Raw genomic sequence first — 18,092 nt, forward strand, 5'->3', positions numbered from 1 at the left:
GCAGCGTCCACACCCCTGGAGTGCGCGTACCCGTCGGCGCCGCGGGCGTCGTGTACATTCAGACTGACGCCGTCGACACCAGGACGAATGTGCGCACTGGACCGGCGACCGATGCGCGACACATGGAGAAGAGCGGCTCCGACATTTCCTCGGCGAGAACAACTTCCAATGGGCCGGAATCGGCGCTGAGCACTACGTGAATCCGGTGTTCTCGGTGTTGCACATCGAGCGCAGGCAGCGCATCGATGCGGTCGTCACCTAGCGCTTCACGCGCGAAGTACTGGGCGGCCTGGACCGAATGCGGAAGAGATGTGCGGCCGCGCAGGAATCTGTTTTCGAGCCTGCCGTCGAGATACAACCGGACGAGTTCGGCCGAATCTGCGGAGTCGACTCGGCCGTAACACAGCCCCGCAGGCAATACGAGCATCGTCGCCGCGAACCGATCACCACCCAGATGTGAGCATTCCCATGTTAATTCGGGGTAGCGCGCCGCGATCGTCGCGGTCGCCGCGCGCCCGCGAACGGCGCAGCATTGATCATGCCTGCCATGTGCGCAGACGGCGACGAGCGGGTCGGCGGACAATCCGCCGTCGGAGCCGTCGAGTGCGAAATCCAGATACTCGCTTGGATTGCTGACCTCGCCCTCATACAGCGCCTCGCTGCCGGGATCAGCGTGGGCTATGAACCATCGCCATCGCTTTGTCGCGGACCGACGGCCGGGGCGGCGGATGGCAGCGACCCGCATGCGCGCCCCCTCGAAACGGCGAGCGATGGCGCGGCCGAGGATGGGGTCGACGACACCTGGTGAATCCAGAAACGCCGAATGTCCCCAGGCGCCGGGTAGTTCCAACAGGACCCAGGCACGTCCGGCCGACGCCGTTCCATACATCGGGTCGGCGCGGAGCAGAGACTGATCGCTGCACGGGGGCCGCTTCGCCGCGGTCATCCTCGTTCAGTCGGGATCGAGGTTGGATGTTCGTGGGCGGGGATCACGATTCCCTCCCGGAGCAGCCGTCGAATCAGCACCGTCGAGTCGGCGCGGTCAAGACCCGGCAGGGAGTCCGCGTCGGCGATGAGCCCGCCTCGAAGCGCCTCGACGGCGAGTGCGCACGAGTTCGGGAAAGTCATGGTTTTGTCCCGTAGTCGTAACAGGAGACGGCCGCAGTGCCGATCAATGGTGCTTCCGAGTCCAGGGCGCCACCGCACCGTGACAACGTCCGCGTGTTCAGCAGCCGCGAGTGCGGCCAATGGTCGCACCGACATGGGTCGGGTGCGTTGTGAGTGCCTTCGCGACAGCTGCACGCCTGCGCTCTCACCGAGTTCCGTAGCGCGATGGCGCAAGGTGTCGGCTACTTCGAAGATGACCTTGGTTGCCATCGCTGTCATTTCGTCGTGGTTGGCGGGATCGATGCCTATCGGTAACGATTCCCTGAACTCGTCGACGACGGTCAGCGCGTCGACGACCGCCTGCACGATATCGAGACCCGTCGAGGTGGAGATACCGATCGTCAGGTGGATCGACGTGGTGTCGAGCGCGTGCGCCGAATGTATCCATCCGCGTGGCAGATACAGTGCGTCGCCGGCAGCCAACGCGGTATCGATGACCGGGGCGCCGTCGACACGTTCGCTGATCGCGGCACGGCGCTCGGTCCACGGCTGCGATGGCAAGGGGTTATCGTGTACCGGCTGGTGAACGATCCACCGCTTCTCGCCGGCCACCTGCAAGACGAATACGTCGTGAACGTCGTAGTGCGGGTCGAAGCCCCGGCTGGCCGCAGGGGTGACGTAGGCATTGGCCTGCGTGGGGTGGCCGACGTCATCGACCACGCCGCGAACAAACTCGATCACCGGTGGCCATAGCCGATGCAGTCCTTGCAGCACGATCGTTGCGCCAGAGGCGAATTCAGTCAACACCTTGTCTGAGTCGACCTGATCCGCTATCTCTGCACCGAAGCCAGCAGGACCGAGATAGCACTCCCGGTCCAGCAGGTCGCCGTTCCTGGCCATCCGGATGAACGGCGCGCGAACCCCGCGCTGGGCGATCAGCTCATCGACGGCCGACGGCGACAGCAGATCGCTGAAGTCGCGGGGTAGCGCACCGGACCGGCTGAGCAGGGGCCTTCGACCCCAATACTGGGTCGCGAACGACCCAGCATCGGTGGCAATGCAGCGACTCAGCATCGGTTACGCGGTTCCGTCGGCGCCGCCGTCGTGTCCTTGTGGGTTGGAGCCGCCGTCGGCGGGCCCTTCTCCTGCGGTCCCGTCGGCGCCGCCGTCGTGTCCTTGTGGGTTGGAGCCGCCGTCGGCAGGTCCTTCGCCGCCGCTCCCGGAGGTGGTCATATCGTCGTCGTCGAGCGCCATGATGGTCCCTTCTTTGGGTTTGCTTTCTCTTGTCACCGCAGTGCGCCCCGTTATTGGTCTGCTGCCTGGGCTGTTGGACTGGTTCGCAGAAGCGGCGTCATAGGAATTGCCAACCCGGCCGCGAACCAAACGAAGCGGTACATCGGCGTCGCGCTGACGGGGCGTGCTGCGGTACCCGGCGGGCACTCGCTTCTAGGCGCGCCCGCGCCCCCTAGCGGGTTGATCGCACGCATCTGCTGGTGCGAGCAATCAACCCGTTAAGCATGCCCTGGGCCACCGCGCGGGATTAATTCAGCAGTCTCCATGGCGATCGGGTGGGCGGCCAGGATTGCTACGCCGGATACTCGTCGCGTTTGCGCGGCCAGTCGGTGAAGTCGGTGCCGCGCCCCTTGGGTGCCCGGTCCAGCAGCTGCCACGTCGCGTTCAGCGCTTCGGTGCCGCGGTCGTAGGTCGAGTAGGTGTGATAGACCATCCCGTCCTGCAACGCGAAACAGCTCAGCGCCATCAGCTCCATCACATCGAGCATGCTGCCGCTACCCGACACATAGTCGCGGCGCGCCGTCGGAACGTGCATGTACTCGAAGAAGTCGGCGTCGAAGCCGCTGCCGCCCGACGACACCCATTCGATGTCCCATCCCATCCGCTGCTTGTACGCGGTGAGCACCGGAAGCGGTGAGCGCGACGACAACAGAAAGGTCACGTCCCGGCGCGCCAAATGCGGCACCGCGCCGACCAGGTTGTCGGTTTCGAAGGTGCAGCCGGGGCAGCCGTCGGGGGTTTTCGGCCCGTGCATGAAGTGCCGCACGATCAGTTGGGAGCGGCCGTCGAACAGTTCGGCGAGCGTGCGCTGGCCTGCTGTCGTGTCGAACACGTACTGCTTGTCAACCGGCACCCAGGGCAGCCCCTGACGCTCGGCGGCAAGCACAGTGGCTCGCCGGGTCAGTTCCTTTTCTTTCGCCAGTTGCCGTTCGTAGGCGGCGCGCCACTGTTTGCGCGTCCCGACCGTATGCGTGACGGATCCAGTCATCGTGTCCTTTCGCAGATGGAAGGTTCAACGGGCAGACCTTCGGCGGCGGCGAGACTCATCGCCGTTACGCTCGCCGCGTGATCATCGTGATCGAGGGTGTGGACGGTGCGGGCAAACGCACCCTGACCAACGGCCTGCGCGCCGCGTTCGAGGGCGACGGCAAGACGGTCGCCAGCCTCGACTTTCCCCGCTACGGCCGATCGGTGGAAGCCGATCTGGCCGCCGAGGCGCTGCACGGTGGCCACGGTGACCTCGCCGATTCGGTTTACGCCATGGCGGTGTTGTTCGCGCTGGATCGGGCGGCCGCGCGCGCCGAGATCGCCGAGCTGACCGCGGCCCACGACGTCGTGATTCTGGACCGCTATGTCGCCTCCAACGCCGCCTACAGCGCCGCGCGGCTGCACGAGGGCGTCGACGGCGACGTCGTCGCATGGGTGCGCGAACTCGAATACGGTCGGCTCGGGTTGCCCGCGCCCGACTGGCAGGTGCTGCTCGATGTGCCGACCGAGCTGGCCGCCGAGCGTGCGGAGAACCGTGCCCGCCGGGAGGCCGACCGCGCGAAAGACGCCTATGAGCGCGACGACGGGCTGCAGCGGCGCACCGCGCAGGCCTACGCCGGGCTGGCCGCGGCCGGCTGGTGCGGGCGGTGGCTGGTGGCCGGTCCGGACGTGGATCCGGCCGCCCTGGCTCACGAGCTGGGTTGACCGCGAAACCGACGCTTTGGCGGTTCGGTGGACGGAAATCGACCGAAACGTCGATTTCGCGGTTTCGAGACCGCGCTGACGCGCAAAACGCCCGCGTGGTACCCGGGCTTTATCGCGATTTGGTGACACCATGGACAACATGAGGCAAAGGATTCTGGTTGTCGACGACGATCCGTCGCTGGCCGAGATGCTCACCATCGTGCTGCGCGGAGAGGGATTCGACACCGCGGTCATCGGTGACGGCACGCAGGCGCTCACCGCGGTCCGTGAACTGCGGCCCGACCTGGTGCTGCTCGACTTGATGCTGCCGGGCATGAACGGCATCGACGTGTGCCGGGTGCTGCGTGCCGACTCCGGTGTGCCGATCGTGATGCTGACGGCCAAGACGGACACCGTCGACGTGGTGCTCGGCCTGGAGTCGGGTGCCGACGACTACGTCATGAAACCGTTCAAACCCAAAGAACTTGTGGCGCGAGTTCGAGCTAGATTGCGCCGCAACGAGGATGAGCCCGCCGAGATGCTCTCGATCGGCGATGTGGACATCGATGTGCCTGCCCACAAGGTCACCCGGCTAGGCGAGCAGATCTCGCTGACGCCGCTGGAGTTCGACCTGTTGGTGGCGTTGGCGCGTAAACCGCGGCAGGTGTTTACTCGAGATGTGCTGCTCGAACAGGTGTGGGGTTACCGGCACCCCGCCGACACCCGTTTGGTGAACGTGCATGTCCAGCGCTTGCGGGCCAAGGTCGAGAAGGACCCGGAGAACCCGCAGGTGGTGTTGACCGTTCGAGGAGTGGGGTACAAGGCCGGGCCACCGTGAGCCGCGATGATCCATAACCCTCGGCGGTGGCCGTGATCTTTAGCTCCAGGCGGCGCATTCGGGGACGCTGGGGGCCGTCGGCACCGCTGGTTCGTGGGGTTGCGGCGCTGGGACGTGCGCTGGGGCTGGCGTGGCGCCGTTCGTTGCAGCTGCGCGTGGTGACCCTGACGCTCGGGTTGTCGCTGGCCGTCATCTTGGTGCTGGGTTTCGTGCTGACCAGCCAAATCACTGACCGCATCCTCGAAGTCAAAGTGCGTGCGGGCACCGAGGAGATCGACCGTGCCCGCAGCACCGTGAGCGGAATCGTCGGCGGCGAGGAGACCCGCTCGCTGGACAGCAGCCTGCAGTTGGCCCGCAACACGCTGATCGACCGTACCGCGGACACCGGGCCGGGGCTCGCGGGCGCCTTCGACGCCGTGCTGGTGGTGCCCGGCGACGGGCCCCGCGCGGCGACGGCGGCCGGACCGGTGCAGCAGGTGCCCGATGCGCTGCGGGAGTTCGTCAAGGCCGGGCAGGTCAGCTACCAGTACGCCACGGTGCGCACCGACACGTTCTCCGGGCCCGCGCTGATCATCGGCACCCCGACGTCGTCGCCGGTGGCCAACCTCGAGCTGTACCTGATTTTTCCGCTGAACAACGAGGAGTCCACCATCACGCTGGTGCGCGGCACGATGGCCACCGGCGGGGTCGTGCTGCTCGGTCTGCTGGCCGTGATCGCGCTGGTGGTGGCCCGTCAGATTGTGCTTCCGGTGCGGTCGGCGTCGCGGATCGCCGAGCGGTTCGCCGAGGGCCATCTCACCGAGCGGATGCCGGTGCGCGGCGAGGACGACATGGCCCGGCTGGCGGTGTCGTTCAACGACATGGCCGAAAGCCTGTCGCGCCAGATCACCCAACTGGAGGAGTTCGGCAACCTGCAGCGGCGGTTCACCTCCGACGTCAGCCATGAGTTGCGCACCCCGTTGACGACGGTGCGGATGGCCGCCGATCTGATCCACGACCACAGCGACGACCTCGAGCCGGCGTTGCGGCGCTCGATCGAGTTGATGGTCAGCGAGTTGGACCGCTTCGAAACCCTGCTCAACGACCTGCTGGAGATCTCGCGCCACGACGCTGGCGTGGCCGAACTGTCGGTCGAGTCGGTGGATCTGCGCTCCACGGTGCAAAGCGCCCTGGACAACGTCGGCCACCTCGCCGCCGACGCCGGTATCGAGCTCATCGTCGACATGCCGACCGATGAGGTGATCGCCGAAGTCGATCCGCGCCGCGTGGAACGCATCCTGCGCAACCTGATCGCCAACGCGATCGACCACGCCGAGCAGAAACCGGTGCGGATCAGGATGGCCGCCGACGAGGACACCGTCGCGGTCACCGTGCGCGACTTCGGTGTCGGCCTGCGCCCGGGCGAGGAAAAGCTGGTGTTCAGCCGGTTCTGGCGTTCGGATCCCTCCCGGGTGCGGCGCTCCGGCGGAACCGGCCTCGGGCTGGCGATCAGCATCGAAGACGCCCGGCTGCACCAGGGCCGGCTGGAGGCGTGGGGCGAACCCGGCAACGGTGCCTGCTTCCGGCTCACGCTGCCGCTGGTGCGGGGCCACAAGGTGACCACGAGCCCGCTGCCGATGAAACCCATTGAGCCCGAAAGCCCGCCGCCCAACACCCGGGATCAACAACCTGCACAGGAGAAGGTGTGAGACGCGCGCTGGCGGCCGTGTGGCTGCTGGCCTTGGTGTTGACGGGCTGCGCGGGTGTGCCGAGTTCGTCGGCGCCGCAGGCCATCGGCACCGTCGACCGGCCCGCACCGCCGAGCCTGCCCAAACCCACCCCCGGTATGGACCCGGACATACTGCTGCGCGAGTTCCTCAAGGCCACCGCCGATCCCGCCAACCGGCATTTGGCGGCGCGCCAGTTCCTCACCGAATCCGCTTCGCGCGGTTGGGATGACGCCGGCAGTGCGTTGCTGATCGACAACGTAGTGTTCGTCGAGACCCGCGGCCCCGAACGGGTTTCGGTGACCATGCGCGCCGACATCCTCGGGTCGCTCTCGGACATGGGGGTTTTCGAGACAGGTGAGGGTGCGCTGCCCGACCCCGGCCCCATCGAGCTGGTCAAGACCCCGGACGGCTGGCGTATCGACAAGCTGCCGAACGGTGTTTTCCTTGACTGGCAACAGTTTCAGGCCACCTACAAGCGCTACACGCTGTACTTCGCCGACCCGACCGGAACCACGGTGGTGCCCGATCCGCGCTACGTCGCGGTGTCCGATCCCGATCAGCTGGCCACCGAACTGGTCAGCAAGCTGATCGCCGGACCGCGTCCGGAGATGTCGAACACTGTGCGCAACCTGCTCGGTCCGCCGTTGAAGCTGCGCGGCCCGGTGACCCGCGCCGACGGCGGCAAGACCGGCGTCGGCCGCGGCTACGGCGGTGCGCGGATCGATCTGGAGAACCTGTCGACCACCGACCCGCACAGTCGCCAACTGCTTGCCGCGCAAATCATTTGGACGCTATCCCGGGCCGGCATCAACGGCCCGTACGTGATCAACGCCGACGGCGCCGCGCTGGACGACCGGTTCGCCGACGGCTGGGAAACCACGGACGTCGCGGCCACCGATCCGGGGGCCGCGTCCGGGGCGGCAGCGGGCCTGCATGCGTTGGTCGGCGGATCGTTGGTGGCTCTCGCCGGTCAACGCGCCCCGCGGGTGCCCGGTTCCTTCGGGCAGATGCCGAACCAGACCGGGGCAGCGGTGTCGCGCAGCGGGCAGGACGTCGCGTCGGTCGTCACGCTGCGGCCCGGCGCGCCGGACATGGCGTCGTCGCTGTGGGTCGGCCCGCTCGGCGGTAACGCGTCGCCGCTGCTGGACGCCCGAAGCCTGACGCGACCCAGCTGGTCGCTGGACAACGCGATATGGGTGGTGGTCGACGACAACACGATCCTTCGCGTCATCCAGGACCCCTCGGGGCAGCCGGCCCGCATCCCCGTGGACTCCACCCAGGTGTCGACGAGGTTCCCCGGCGCGATCACCGAGCTGCAGCTGTCGCGTGACGGCACCCGCGCCGCCATGGTCGTCGAAGGCCGAGTGATCCTGGTCGGCGTCGAGCAGACCGCCGACGGCGGCTACGCGCTGACCCATCCACGCCGGCTGGGCTTCGGGCTCGGGGACACCGTGGTGTCGTTGTCGTGGCGCACCGGCGACGACATCGTCGTCACCCGCACCGATCCGCAGCATCCGGTCTCCTACGTGAACCTCGACGGCGTGAACTCCGACGGGCCGAGCAACAACCTGGTCCTGCCGGTCACCACCGTCGCGGCCAGCCCGTCGTCGGTGTATGTGGCCGATGGAGGCGGTGTGCACCAGCTGGTCGGGACGGCGGGGGAGAACAACCTGGCATGGGCCGACGTCGGGCCGCTGATGGTGCCCGGCGCCGAGCCGGTGCTGCCGGGCTGACACCTGCCCTTTTTCGCCGAACGTGGGTTACCGTCACGCATTCGGCGGCCTAGGCGTGTGTCGAGCCAACACTGGGCGCAGATGTCACCGTCGGCGGGGACACTGGGCACATGCTCGACCTGGTCCTGCCGCTGCAGTGCGGCGGCTGCGGTGCGCCCTCGACGCGGTGGTGTGACACGTGCGCCAACGCGCTACAGGTCAAAGCCGACCAACCGCACCTGATCACGCCGCGGCTCGATCCGGGCGTGCCGGTGCTTTCGCTGGGCCGCTACGCGGGCGCACGCCGGGAGGCCATCGTCGCGGTCAAGGAACACGGCCGAGCCGATCTCATCGCCCCGCTCGCCGCCGCGCTGCGGACCGGGCTCGTGCGGCTGCTCACCTGGGGCGTCGTCGACACCCCGGTGACCGTGGTGCCGGCGCCGACCCGGCGGTGGGCGGCCCGCCGCCGCGGTGGTGACCCGGTCGCCCGGATGGCGCGGGCCGCGACGGCGCAATTGTCGGGGATCACCGTCACCGAGGCGCTGCGGACCCGAGCGTTCGTCGTGGACTCCGTCGGCCTGTCCGGCGCCGACCGTGAACGCAACATCGCCGGGCGCGTGAAGGCCGTGCGCGCCGTCGCAGGCGAGGTGCTCCTCGTCGACGACATCGTCACCACCGGCGCCACCGCCGCCGAGTCCGTGCGCGTCCTGCATGCCGATACCGCCCGCGTCGTGGCCGTCCTCGCCGTCGCCAACGCCTGAACGCGGCGGCAGTGACGCCGATGGCAATTTCCCGCAGATCAAAGGAATGTGACGAACCGTCAACACGTGGACCAAATCGGTGGCACTCCCGGGTGAACACGGCTACCGTCGGCATCAACCACCCGTGAATGCTCACGGCGGCGCCCAGCATGAGGCGCCAGCATCGCCCCAAGCGGTAGGAGGTGAGTAGACGACACCTTGCACCGGCGAGCGGCGAGACATGCAAGCCACGTCGGCGCGAATCCAGACAACCCGGGCACGCAGCCGCGTGCGGACGTGAAGAGAAACGAGTTGCCTAGCATGTCAACCCAATCCGTCGATTCAGCACAACCGATGGTCGTCGAGCCCGAGCAGACCGAAGCCGAAACCCGCGCCGAGGTCGTCCTCAAGGGCCGCAACGTCGAGATCCCCGACCACTTCCGCGTCTACGTATCAGAGAAGCTGCGCCGCCTGGAGCGGCTCGACCGCACCATCTACCTGTTCGACGTCGAGCTCGACCACGAACGAAACCGGCGCCAGCGCAAGAACTGTCAACACGTCGAGATCACCGCGCGCGGTCGCGGCCCGGTGGTGCGCGCCGAAGCCTGCGCGGACAGCTTCTACGCCGCGATGGAGTCCGCGGTGGACAAGCTCGAGGAACGACTGCGCCGCGCCAACGACCGGCGCAAGATCCACTACGGCGACAAGCGGCCGCTCTCGGTCGCCGAAGCCACCGCGGCGCAACCGCTGCCGCCGCTGCCGAGGACTTCCGAACCCGAACCGGCGCCGCTCGACGGTTACGAGCCCGGCCGAATCGTGCGGATCAAGGAGCATCCGGCCACGCCGATGACCGTCGATGACGCGCTGTCCCAGATGGAGCTCGTGGGCCACGACTTCTTCCTGTTTCACGACAAGGAAAGCGATAGGCCATGCGTCGTATATCGTCGCCACGCCTACGACTACGGGTTGATCCGACTGGCCTGAGCCTGCTGTTTTGCCTGGCCCGGCGCAGTTCGGTCGACCGCGTCCACATCTCCCCTAACATGGGTAGGGCTCAAAACTCCGACCAACAGGGGATACCGCGTGCTGGATAAGTTGCTGCGTCTCGGCGAAGGCCGCATGGTCAAGCGCCTCAAGAAGGTGGCTGACTATGTCAACACCCTGTCCGACGACGTCGCGAAGCTTTCCGACGCCGAACTGCGGGCCAAGACCGACGAGTTCAAGAAGCGCGTCGCCGACGGCGCTGACCTCGACGATCTGCTGCCCGAGGCGTTCGCCGTCGCGCGGGAGGCCTCGTGGCGGGTGCTGGGGCAGCGGCACTTCGACGTCCAGGTGATGGGCGGTGCGGCACTGCACTTCGGCAACGTCGCCGAGATGAAGACCGGTGAAGGTAAGACGCTGACCGCGGTGCTGCCCGCCTACCTCAACGCGGTGGGTGGCAAGGGTGTGCACATCGTCACCGTCAACGACTATCTCGCCAAACGTGACGCGGAGTGGATGGGCCGGGTGCACCGGTTCCTCGGTCTGGACGTCGGCGTCATCCTGTCCGGCCTGACGCCCGATGAGCGGCGGGTGTCCTACGCCGCCGACATCACCTACGGCACGAACAACGAGTTCGGGTTCGACTACCTGCGCGACAACATGGCGCACTCGCTGGCCGACCTGGTGCAGCGCGGCCACAACTACGCCATCGTCGACGAGGTCGACTCGATCCTCATCGACGAGGCCCGCACCCCGCTGATCATCTCGGGCCCGGCCGACGGCGCGTCGAACTGGTACACCGAGTTCGCCCGGTTGGCCCCGCTGATGGAAAAGGACGTGCACTACGAGGTCGACATCCGCAAGCGCACCGTCGGCGTGCACGAAATCGGCGTCGAGTTCGTCGAGGATCAGCTCGGCATCGACAACCTCTACGAGGCCGCCAACTCGCCCCTGGTGAGTTACCTCAACAACGCGATCAAGGCCAAGGAGCTGTTCCAGCGCGACAAGGACTACATCGTGCGCGACGGCGAAGTGGTGATCGTCGACGAGTTCACCGGTCGCGTGCTCACCGGCCGCCGCTACAACGAGGGCATGCATCAGGCCATCGAGGCCAAGGAGCATGTCGAGATCAAGGCCGAGAACCAGACACTGGCCACTATCACGCTGCAGAACTACTTCCGGCTCTACGACAAGCTGGCCGGCATGACCGGTACCGCCCAGACCGAGGCGGCCGAGCTGCACGAGATCTACAAGCTCGGCGTGGTGCCCATCCCGACCAACAAGCCGATGGTGCGCGAAGACCAGTCCGATCTGATCTACAAGACCGAAGAGGCCAAGTACATCGCGGTCGTCGACGACGTCGCCGAGCGCTACGAAAAAGGTCAACCGGTCCTGATCGGCACCACCAGCGTGGAGCGCTCCGAGTACCTGTCGCGGCAGTTCCAGAAGCGCCGCATCCCGCACAATGTGCTCAACGCCAAGTACCACGAACAGGAAGCGTCGATCATCGCCGAGGCCGGCCGGCGCGGCGCGATCACCGTCGCGACCAACATGGCCGGCCGCGGCACCGACATCGTGCTTGGCGGTAACCCGGACTTTCTGACCGACAAGCGGCTTCGCGAACGCGGTCTGGATCCGGTGGAGACGCCCGATGAGTACGAGAAGGCCTGGCACGAGATGTTGCCGCAGATGAAGGCCGAAGCCGCGCAGGAGGCGGAGGACGTCATCGCGGCCGGCGGGCTGTACGTGCTGGGCACCGAACGGCACGAGTCGCGGCGCATCGACAACCAGCTGCGCGGCCGCTCCGGCCGCCAGGGCGATCCGGGCGAATCGCGGTTCTACCTCTCGCTCGGCGACGAGCTGATGCGGCGGTTCAACGGCGCGACGCTGGAAAGCCTGCTCACCCGGCTGAACCTGCCCGACGATGTGCCGATCGAGGCCAAGATGGTCACGCGCGCGATCAAGAGCGCGCAGACCCAGGTCGAGCAGCAGAACTTCGAGGTCCGCAAGAACGTCCTCAAGTACGACGAGGTGATGAACCAGCAGCGCGTCGTCATCTACGACGAGCGTCGCCGCATCCTGGAAGGCGAGAACCTCGCCGAGCAGGCGCACAAGATGCTCGTCGATGTGGTCACCGCCTACGTCGACGGCGCGACCGCCGAAGGCTATTCGGAGGACTGGGATCTCGAGCAACTGTGGACCGCGTTGCGTCAGCTCTACCCGGTGGGCATCGACCACCACGACCTCCTGGACTCCGAGGCCATCGGGGAGCCCGGCGAGCTGACCCGCGAGGAACTGCTGGACGCGTTGGTCGCCGACGCCGAACGCGCCTACGCCGAACGCGAAAAGCAGATCGAGGAGATCGCCGGTGAGGGCGCGATGCGCCAACTCGAGCGCAACGTGTTGCTCAACGTCCTCGACCGCAAATGGCGCGAGCACCTCTACGAGATGGACTACCTCAAGGAAGGCATCGGGCTGCGGGCAATGGCCCAGCGCGACCCGCTGGTCGAATACCAGCGCGAGGGCTACGACATGTTCGTCGGGATGCTCGAGGGCCTGAAGGAAGAGTCGGTCGGCTTCCTGTTCAACGTTCAGGTCGAAGCGGCCCCGGCCCCTGCGGTCGCGCCCGTCGCCGCACCGACCGGGCTGGCCGAGTTCGCCGCGGCCGCCGCCGCGAAGGCCACCGAGGAAGGTGCGGTCGCCACCAAGGAACGCCCCGCGCCGGCGGGAGCTGGAGCGCCGGCTCAGCCGGCGGGAGCTGGAGCGCCGGCTCAGCCGGCGGGAGCTGGAGCGCCGGCTCAGCCGGCGGCGTTGCGCGCCAAGGGAATCGACAACGACTCACCACCGCTGACCTACACCGGACCGTCGGAGGACGGTTCCGCGCAGGTGCAGCGTTCGGGCGGAGGGGGCGGCGGCGCACGGCATGCGGCCGGCGGCGGAACCCGTCGCGAGCGCCGTGAGGCCGCGCGTAAGCAGGCCCGCGCGAGCAAGGCCGCGCGCAGGCGTTAGGGCTCCACGAGGGCGGCGATGCGCTCCAGCGTGGCGCGCATCCCGTCCTCGGCCTGCCTGGGCATCGAACCCAGCTTGAGCATCGGCCGTTGCCGGTCTTCGGAGACGTCCCAGCTCTCGCGCACCAGGGTGCCACCGTCGACTGGCTCGAGTTCATAGCGCCAGATCCGCCCGCCGATCAGCCCGCCCGGCCCGATGGTGGTCTTCCACGCGATGCGGCGGTCGGGTTCGAACTCGACGACGGTGTTGGTGGTGCGGTACGGAAGGAACAGCGACTCGGGGCGGCTGCGCATCGACATGCCGAACTTCGAGCCAAGCGACAACGGCTGGGACTTCTGAGCCGAGTGGTCGACGGTGCCGGAGCCGTCGAAGCTGGAATGCCTGCCGGCGTCGGCGACCAACGCGAAGATCGACTCGGCCGGCGCCCGGATGACGCGCTGCACACTGACGACGTTTCCCTGCACCCGCGGTCCCTCCTGCTCGGCGTCGCAAAAACCCTATCGGGCTCACCCGATCTGAATGGCGACTATGCGCCACCGGTCCGCTGTCAACGCGATCCGCGCAGCCAGGGCACGCACCCGCCGTCCGCGGGTGTAGGTACCGAACACCTCGGCGGCCGGGGCCCCGGATCCAGCCGAACAAGCATCGTCGACCATGCGCAGCCGGACCCGCTGCAGTGTGGCTGCGGTGCGGCGTTCGTCGTGGCGGGTGGCGCTGGGCGACGACCTCACCATGGCGATCACGATGTCGATCAGTTCCGGCGCCAGGATCGGGCGAAGTTGTGCGACGGGTCGGCGGCGGTCGATGATCTCGAGCACTCGGCGCAACGCCGCGTCGGCGAAGACGACCGCGGCGCGCGGCGGGACGGTTTCACACAATTTTTCGGCACCAGACGTTGCGCGTAGCCGTCGTGTTGGGTGGCGGCGCAGCGTTTGATGGCCGGGTGAAACACAGGCGGGTTGGCCGGCCGGTGGTGGCTCGTAGTCAATGACGGGCGACACCAACGCGGGTGGGGCGCCGACGGACGGTGTGGAAGCGGTTGTCACCCTCAGACTCTCCAGCGGTCGACGAACAGGACACATCGGCGGGAGAGTCGCAGACCCCTCCATGCTCGCACGGTTCACAGCGGGCTCTACGCACCAGTGATGCGATAAGGCCGGACGTCCGGATAACGTTGCGGGCATCCGATACTCGCCGCGGCAAGCCACATTGGCCGTCTCGCGGCTGACCGCACAGACATCAGAGGAGGGGCGGCGCCGCGATGGTGACACGGTTGTCGGCGTCGGACGCGGCCTTCTTCCAATTTGAGAACAGTTCGACGCCCATGTATGTCGGGTCGCTGGCGATTCTGCGCAGGCCACGCAGCGGGCTGAGCTATGAAACGCTGCTCGCGACGGTCGAACAACGGCTGCCCCAGATCCCGCGGTACCGCCAGAAGGTCCGCGAGGTGACGCTGGGGTTGGCCCGGCCGGTATGGGTCGACGACCGCGACTTCGACATCACCTACCACATCCGTCGCTCGGCGTTGCCGTCGCCGGGCAACGACGAGCAACTCCACGAGCTCATCGCCCGGCTGGGCTCGCGGCCGTTGGACAAATCCCGGCCACTGTGGGAGATGTACCTCATCGAGGGGCTGGGCAAGAACCGCATCGCGATTTACACCAAATCTCATCAGGCGCTGGTGAATGGGATGACGGCGCTGGAGATCGGCCACGTCATCGCCGACCGCACGCAGAAACCGCCCGAGTTCGGCGAGGACATTTGGATCCCGGCCCGTGAACCCAGCGACCGCCAACTCCTGCTGGGCGCGGTGGGCGAGTGGATCACCCGCCCCGCCGAGCAACTCCGCACGGTGCGCTCGACGGTGGCCGATGTCGCCACCAACGCCGGCCAGTGGGTGGCGGTGGGCCGCCGATTCGTCGACGTGGCGCGCACCGTCGCGCGCGGTAACGCGCCGAGTAGCCCGCTGAACACCACGGTGTCACGCAACCGGCGCATCACCGTGGCTCGCGGCAAGCTGGAGGACTACCGGTTGGTGCGGGCCCGCTACGACTGCGACGTCAACGACGTGGTGCTCGCGGTCGTCGCCGGTGCGCTGCGCAACTGGTTGATGTCGCGCGGTGAGCCGGTGACCACGTCCACCACGGTACGGGCGATGGCGCCGATGTCGGTGTATCCCGACGCCGACCTCGACACCAGCGGCCCGGGCCAGGCGATCAGCGAGGTATCGCCGTTTCTGGTGGATCTTCCGGTGGGGGAGGGCAATGCGGTGATCCGGCTGTCGCAGATCGCGCACGCCACCGAGTCGCATCCGACCGCGGCCAGCCTGGTCGACGCCAGAACCATCGTCACGCTGTCCGGGTTCGCGCCACCGACGTTGCACGCCATGGGAACTCGGGTGGCGACCAGCTTTTCGGCGCGGCAGTTCAATCTGCTCATCACCAACGTGCCCGGCGCGCAGAGCCAGATGTACATCGCGGGCGCCAAACTCCTCGAGACCTACGCGGTGCCGCCGTTGCTGCACAACCAGGTGCTGGCCATCGGGGTGACGTCCTACAACGGCATGGTCTATTACGGCATCAACGCCGATCGTGACGCGATGAGCGACGTCGGCGTGTTGCCGTCGCTGCTTTCGGAGGCCCTCGACGAGCTGCGGGAAGCCGCGCAGTAAACACCGTCGGTCACCAGGGCATTTGATTTCGTGGCCGCTACGCGGTCGAATGGTCCGGCGATGACTACAAGCTCAGAGCGAAGCAAACCCGCCGACCCCGCCGGCGGACCGCTGAGGTCACCGACCGACGAGGTGCTGCCACACCCGGCGCTCGACGTGCCCGTTGAGTCAGCGGCTTTTCGTCGCTCGCGAGGGGTGGACTGGGTGGTCTTCGGCGTCACCGCCGTCATCGCGGTCAGCTTTTTGCTGTGGGGTTTTCTGGACACCGAATCGCTGGCCACCGCCTCCGATAGCGCCCTGAGTTGGGTGATGAACACCACCGGCTGGCTGTTCGTGCTCACGGCCTCCGGCTTCGTGCTGTTCGTGCTGTGGCTGGCGGTCAGCCGATACGGCAACATCCCGCTGGGCCGCGACGACGAGGGTCCGGAATTCCGCACCGTGTCGTGGATCGCGATGATGTTCTCCGCCGGTATGGGCATCGGCCTGATGTTCTTCGGCGTCAGCGAGCCGCTGTCGCACTTCGTGACGCCACCGCCGGGCACCGGCCCGGAAGGCAACCCCGAGGCCGTGCAGAACGCGATGGCCACCACGTTGTTCCACTGGACACTGCACCCGTGGGCGATCTATGCCGTTGTCGGTCTGGCGATCGCCTACGGCGTCTACCGCAAGGGGCGGTTGCAGCTGATCAGCTCGGCCTTCGAACCGCTGCTCGGATCACGCGCCAACGGCAGTTGGGGCAAGGTGATCGACATGCTGGCGATCTTTGCCACGCTGTTCGGATCGGCTGCCTCCCTGGGGTTGGGCGCCCTGCAGATCCGCAGCGGGCTGCAGATCGTCTCCGGGATCGGCCAGATCGGCAACGCGCTGCTGATCCTCATCATCGCGGTACTGACGTGCGGGTTCGTGTTGTCAGCGGTGTCGGGGGTGGCCAAGGGCATCCAGTGGCTGTCCAACATCAACATGGTGCTGGCGCTGATCCTCGCGCTGTTCCTGTTCGTCGTCGGGCCGACGATCTTCATGTTGAACCTGGTGCCCACCTCGGTCGGTAGCTACCTGCAGGACCTGGCGATGATGTCAGCGCGCACCGGAGCCGAGGGCGCCGCCGTCAACACCTGGCTGCAGTCGTGGACGGTCTTCTACTGGGCGTGGTGGATCTCGTGGACGCCGTTCGTCGGCATGTTCATCGCCCGCATCTCGCGCGGCCGCACCATCCGACAGTTCGTCGCCGGTGTGCTGTTCGTGCCGAGCGTGGTGTCGCTGGTGTGGTTCTGCGTGCTGGGCGGCGCCGCGATCAGACAGCAGCAGTCGGGTGTCGACCTGGCCGGTGAGGGCAGCCTCGAGGAGCAGTTGTTCGGCACCCTCGAGCAGTTCCCGTGGGCGACGGTCACCAGCATCCTGGTGATGGTGTTGGTGGCGATCTTCTTCGTGTCCGGGGCCGACGCCGCATCGGTCGTGATGGGCTCACTGTCTGAACGCGGCACGATCAAACCGACCCGGCCCACCGTCATCTTCTGGGGTGTCGCGACCGGTGCGGTCGCCGCCGTGATGCTGCTGGTGGGCGGCGCCGACGCCCTCAACGGTCTGCAGTCGATCACGATCATCGCGGCGGTGCCGTTTGTCGTGGTGATGATCGGGTTGGCGGTCGCGCTGGTCAAGGATCTGCGCAGGGATCCGATGATGCTGCGCCGTCGCTACGCCATGGAAGCGGTCAACGACGCCGTGATCTCCGGCGTCACCCAGCACGGTGACGATTTCGTCATCTCGGTGGAAAAAGACCCGTCGGCCGACAGCGGATAACCTCACCAGGTGCGCGTCTACGTCCCGGCGACCCTCGCCATGTTGCAGCAGCTCGTCGCCGACGAGATGCTGCACGCGCGCAGCGGCACGGCGTTCGCGGTGACGCCCACGCTGCGGGAGGCCTACTCGCACGGCGACGACGACGAGCTGGCCGATGTGGCGTTGCGCGAGGCGGCGCTGGCGTCGCTGAGATTGCTCGGCGATCACACCGGTGAGCTGCCGCCGCGGCGGGCCGTGCTGGTCGCCGAGGTCGACGACGTGACGGCCCGCCCCGACCTCGACGACGCGGTGGTGCGGTTGGCCGGCCCGGTCGGGCTGGCTGACGTCATCGCCGCCTACGTCGACAACGCTGACGCCGAGGATGCGGTGCGCGCGGCGATCGACGCCGTCGACGCCGCGGACCTCGGTGACGAAGACGCCGACTTCATCGTCGGCGACGCCCAGGACCACGATCTGGCCTGGTACGCGCCCCAGGAACTGCCGTTCCTGCTCGAACTGCTCTAGCGTCTTTGGTCGTCGAGACTGCGCTTCTGCAGGCGATTCGGCGATATTTTGTGCATAAGC

The 18,092-nt window shown here is 67.3% G+C and carries 15 protein-coding genes and 1 pseudogene; 10 read left to right on the top strand and 6 right to left on the bottom strand.

Annotated elements, in window-relative coordinates:
- Positions 1–58 precede the first annotated feature (58 nt).
- The 4 genes and pseudogenes from ABQF13_RS12795 to ABQF13_RS12810 all read right to left on the bottom strand — a co-directional run bounded on the left by ABQF13_RS12795 (position 59) and on the right by ABQF13_RS12810 (position 3,388).
- Complete coding sequence (locus ABQF13_RS12795; RefSeq protein ID WP_448393109.1) at positions 59–946, bottom strand: ferredoxin family protein; 888 nt, start codon at positions 944–946, stop codon at positions 59–61.
- A complete protein-coding gene (locus ABQF13_RS12800; RefSeq protein ID WP_448393110.1) occupies positions 943–2,181 on the bottom strand; it encodes a cupin domain-containing protein in 1,239 nt (412 codons plus the stop codon). The genes ABQF13_RS12795 and ABQF13_RS12800 overlap by 4 nt, the downstream gene beginning before the upstream one ends.
- A gap of 6 nt (positions 2,182–2,187) precedes the next feature.
- A pseudogene (locus ABQF13_RS12805) lies at positions 2,188–2,361 on the bottom strand (BatC protein); the annotation flags it as partial.
- Positions 2,362–2,692: 331 nt separating this feature from the next.
- Positions 2,693–3,388 (bottom strand): DUF899 domain-containing protein, encoded by a 696-nt coding sequence (locus tag ABQF13_RS12810; protein ID WP_448393111.1) that lies wholly within the window; start codon positions 3,386–3,388, stop codon positions 2,693–2,695.
- A gap of 77 nt (positions 3,389–3,465) precedes the next feature.
- On the opposite strand from ABQF13_RS12810, the gene ABQF13_RS12815 reads away from it, so the two are divergent.
- The 7 genes from ABQF13_RS12815 to secA all read left to right on the top strand — a co-directional run bounded on the left by ABQF13_RS12815 (position 3,466) and on the right by secA (position 13,060).
- On the top strand, positions 3,466–4,092 hold the full coding sequence (locus tag ABQF13_RS12815) for a dTMP kinase (RefSeq protein WP_448393112.1): 627 nt from the start codon (positions 3,466–3,468) through the stop codon (positions 4,090–4,092).
- Positions 4,093–4,222: 130 nt separating this feature from the next.
- Positions 4,223–4,909: a two-component system response regulator MtrA gene (gene mtrA / locus ABQF13_RS12820; RefSeq protein WP_448393113.1), complete on the top strand. Its 687-nt coding sequence runs from the start codon at positions 4,223–4,225 to the stop codon at positions 4,907–4,909.
- A gap of 32 nt (positions 4,910–4,941) precedes the next feature.
- Entirely contained in the window at positions 4,942–6,597 is a 1,656-nt protein-coding gene (mtrB, locus tag ABQF13_RS12825; RefSeq protein ID WP_448393148.1) for an MtrAB system histidine kinase MtrB, read from the top strand.
- Positions 6,594–8,351 (top strand): MtrAB system accessory lipoprotein LpqB, encoded by a 1,758-nt coding sequence (lpqB, locus tag ABQF13_RS12830; protein ID WP_448393114.1) that lies wholly within the window; start codon positions 6,594–6,596, stop codon positions 8,349–8,351. The genes mtrB and lpqB overlap by 4 nt, the downstream gene beginning before the upstream one ends.
- A gap of 110 nt (positions 8,352–8,461) precedes the next feature.
- Positions 8,462–9,091, top strand: a complete 630-nt coding sequence (locus tag ABQF13_RS12835) for a ComF family protein (RefSeq protein WP_448393115.1) — start codon at positions 8,462–8,464, stop codon at positions 9,089–9,091.
- A 300-nt stretch (positions 9,092–9,391) separates the two neighbouring features.
- Positions 9,392–10,054 (top strand): ribosome hibernation-promoting factor, HPF/YfiA family, encoded by a 663-nt coding sequence (gene hpf, locus ABQF13_RS12840; RefSeq protein ID WP_448393116.1) that lies wholly within the window; start codon positions 9,392–9,394, stop codon positions 10,052–10,054.
- Positions 10,055–10,153: 99 nt separating this feature from the next.
- On the top strand, positions 10,154–13,060 hold the full coding sequence (gene secA / locus ABQF13_RS12845; protein ID WP_448393117.1) for a preprotein translocase subunit SecA: 2,907 nt from the start codon (positions 10,154–10,156) through the stop codon (positions 13,058–13,060).
- Here secA and ABQF13_RS12850 read toward each other — a convergent pair.
- Together ABQF13_RS12850 and ABQF13_RS12855 are read right to left on the bottom strand one after the other, a co-directional pair.
- A complete protein-coding gene (locus ABQF13_RS12850; protein WP_448393118.1) occupies positions 13,057–13,524 on the bottom strand; it encodes an SRPBCC family protein in 468 nt (155 codons plus the stop codon). The genes secA and ABQF13_RS12850 overlap by 4 nt on opposite strands.
- 42 nt (positions 13,525–13,566) lie before the next feature.
- Positions 13,567–14,106, bottom strand: a complete 540-nt coding sequence (locus ABQF13_RS12855; RefSeq protein WP_448393119.1) for an Rv3235 family protein — start codon at positions 14,104–14,106, stop codon at positions 13,567–13,569.
- A gap of 215 nt (positions 14,107–14,321) precedes the next feature.
- On the opposite strand from ABQF13_RS12855, the gene ABQF13_RS12860 reads away from it, so the two are divergent.
- Genes ABQF13_RS12860 through ABQF13_RS12870 form a run of 3 tightly spaced genes read left to right on the top strand, consistent with a single transcriptional unit; the run spans position 14,322 to position 18,032 of the window.
- Positions 14,322–15,731, top strand: a complete 1,410-nt coding sequence (locus ABQF13_RS12860) for a WS/DGAT/MGAT family O-acyltransferase (protein WP_448393120.1) — start codon at positions 14,322–14,324, stop codon at positions 15,729–15,731.
- A gap of 60 nt (positions 15,732–15,791) precedes the next feature.
- Positions 15,792–17,528, top strand: coding sequence for a BCCT family transporter (locus tag ABQF13_RS12865; protein ID WP_448393121.1), 1,737 nt, complete (start codon positions 15,792–15,794; stop codon positions 17,526–17,528).
- Positions 17,529–17,537: 9 nt separating this feature from the next.
- Complete coding sequence (locus ABQF13_RS12870) at positions 17,538–18,032, top strand: DUF6912 family protein (protein WP_448393122.1); 495 nt, start codon at positions 17,538–17,540, stop codon at positions 18,030–18,032.
- Positions 18,033–18,092 lie beyond the last annotated feature (60 nt).

It is taken from the genome of Mycolicibacterium sp. XJ879 (assembly GCF_053483935.1).

Bases quoted from the DNA above. Each gene is read 5' to 3' on its own strand.
- ABQF13_RS12865 (WP_448393121.1), top strand. From the start codon at position 15,792: ATGACTACAAGCTCAGAGCGAAGCAAACCCGCCGACCCCGCCGGCGGA.
- ABQF13_RS12810 (WP_448393111.1), bottom strand. From the start codon at position 3,388: ATGACTGGATCCGTCACGCATACGGTCGGGACGCGCAAACAGTGGCGC.
- hpf (WP_448393116.1), top strand. From the start codon at position 9,392: ATGTCAACCCAATCCGTCGATTCAGCACAACCGATGGTCGTCGAGCCC.
- mtrA (WP_448393113.1), top strand. From the start codon at position 4,223: ATGGACAACATGAGGCAAAGGATTCTGGTTGTCGACGACGATCCGTCG.
- ABQF13_RS12795 (WP_448393109.1), bottom strand. From the start codon at position 946: ATGACCGCGGCGAAGCGGCCCCCGTGCAGCGATCAGTCTCTGCTCCGC.
- ABQF13_RS12800 (WP_448393110.1), bottom strand. From the start codon at position 2,181: ATGCTGAGTCGCTGCATTGCCACCGATGCTGGGTCGTTCGCGACCCAG.
- ABQF13_RS12860 (WP_448393120.1), top strand. From the start codon at position 14,322: ATGGTGACACGGTTGTCGGCGTCGGACGCGGCCTTCTTCCAATTTGAG.
- ABQF13_RS12835 (WP_448393115.1), top strand. From the start codon at position 8,462: ATGCTCGACCTGGTCCTGCCGCTGCAGTGCGGCGGCTGCGGTGCGCCC.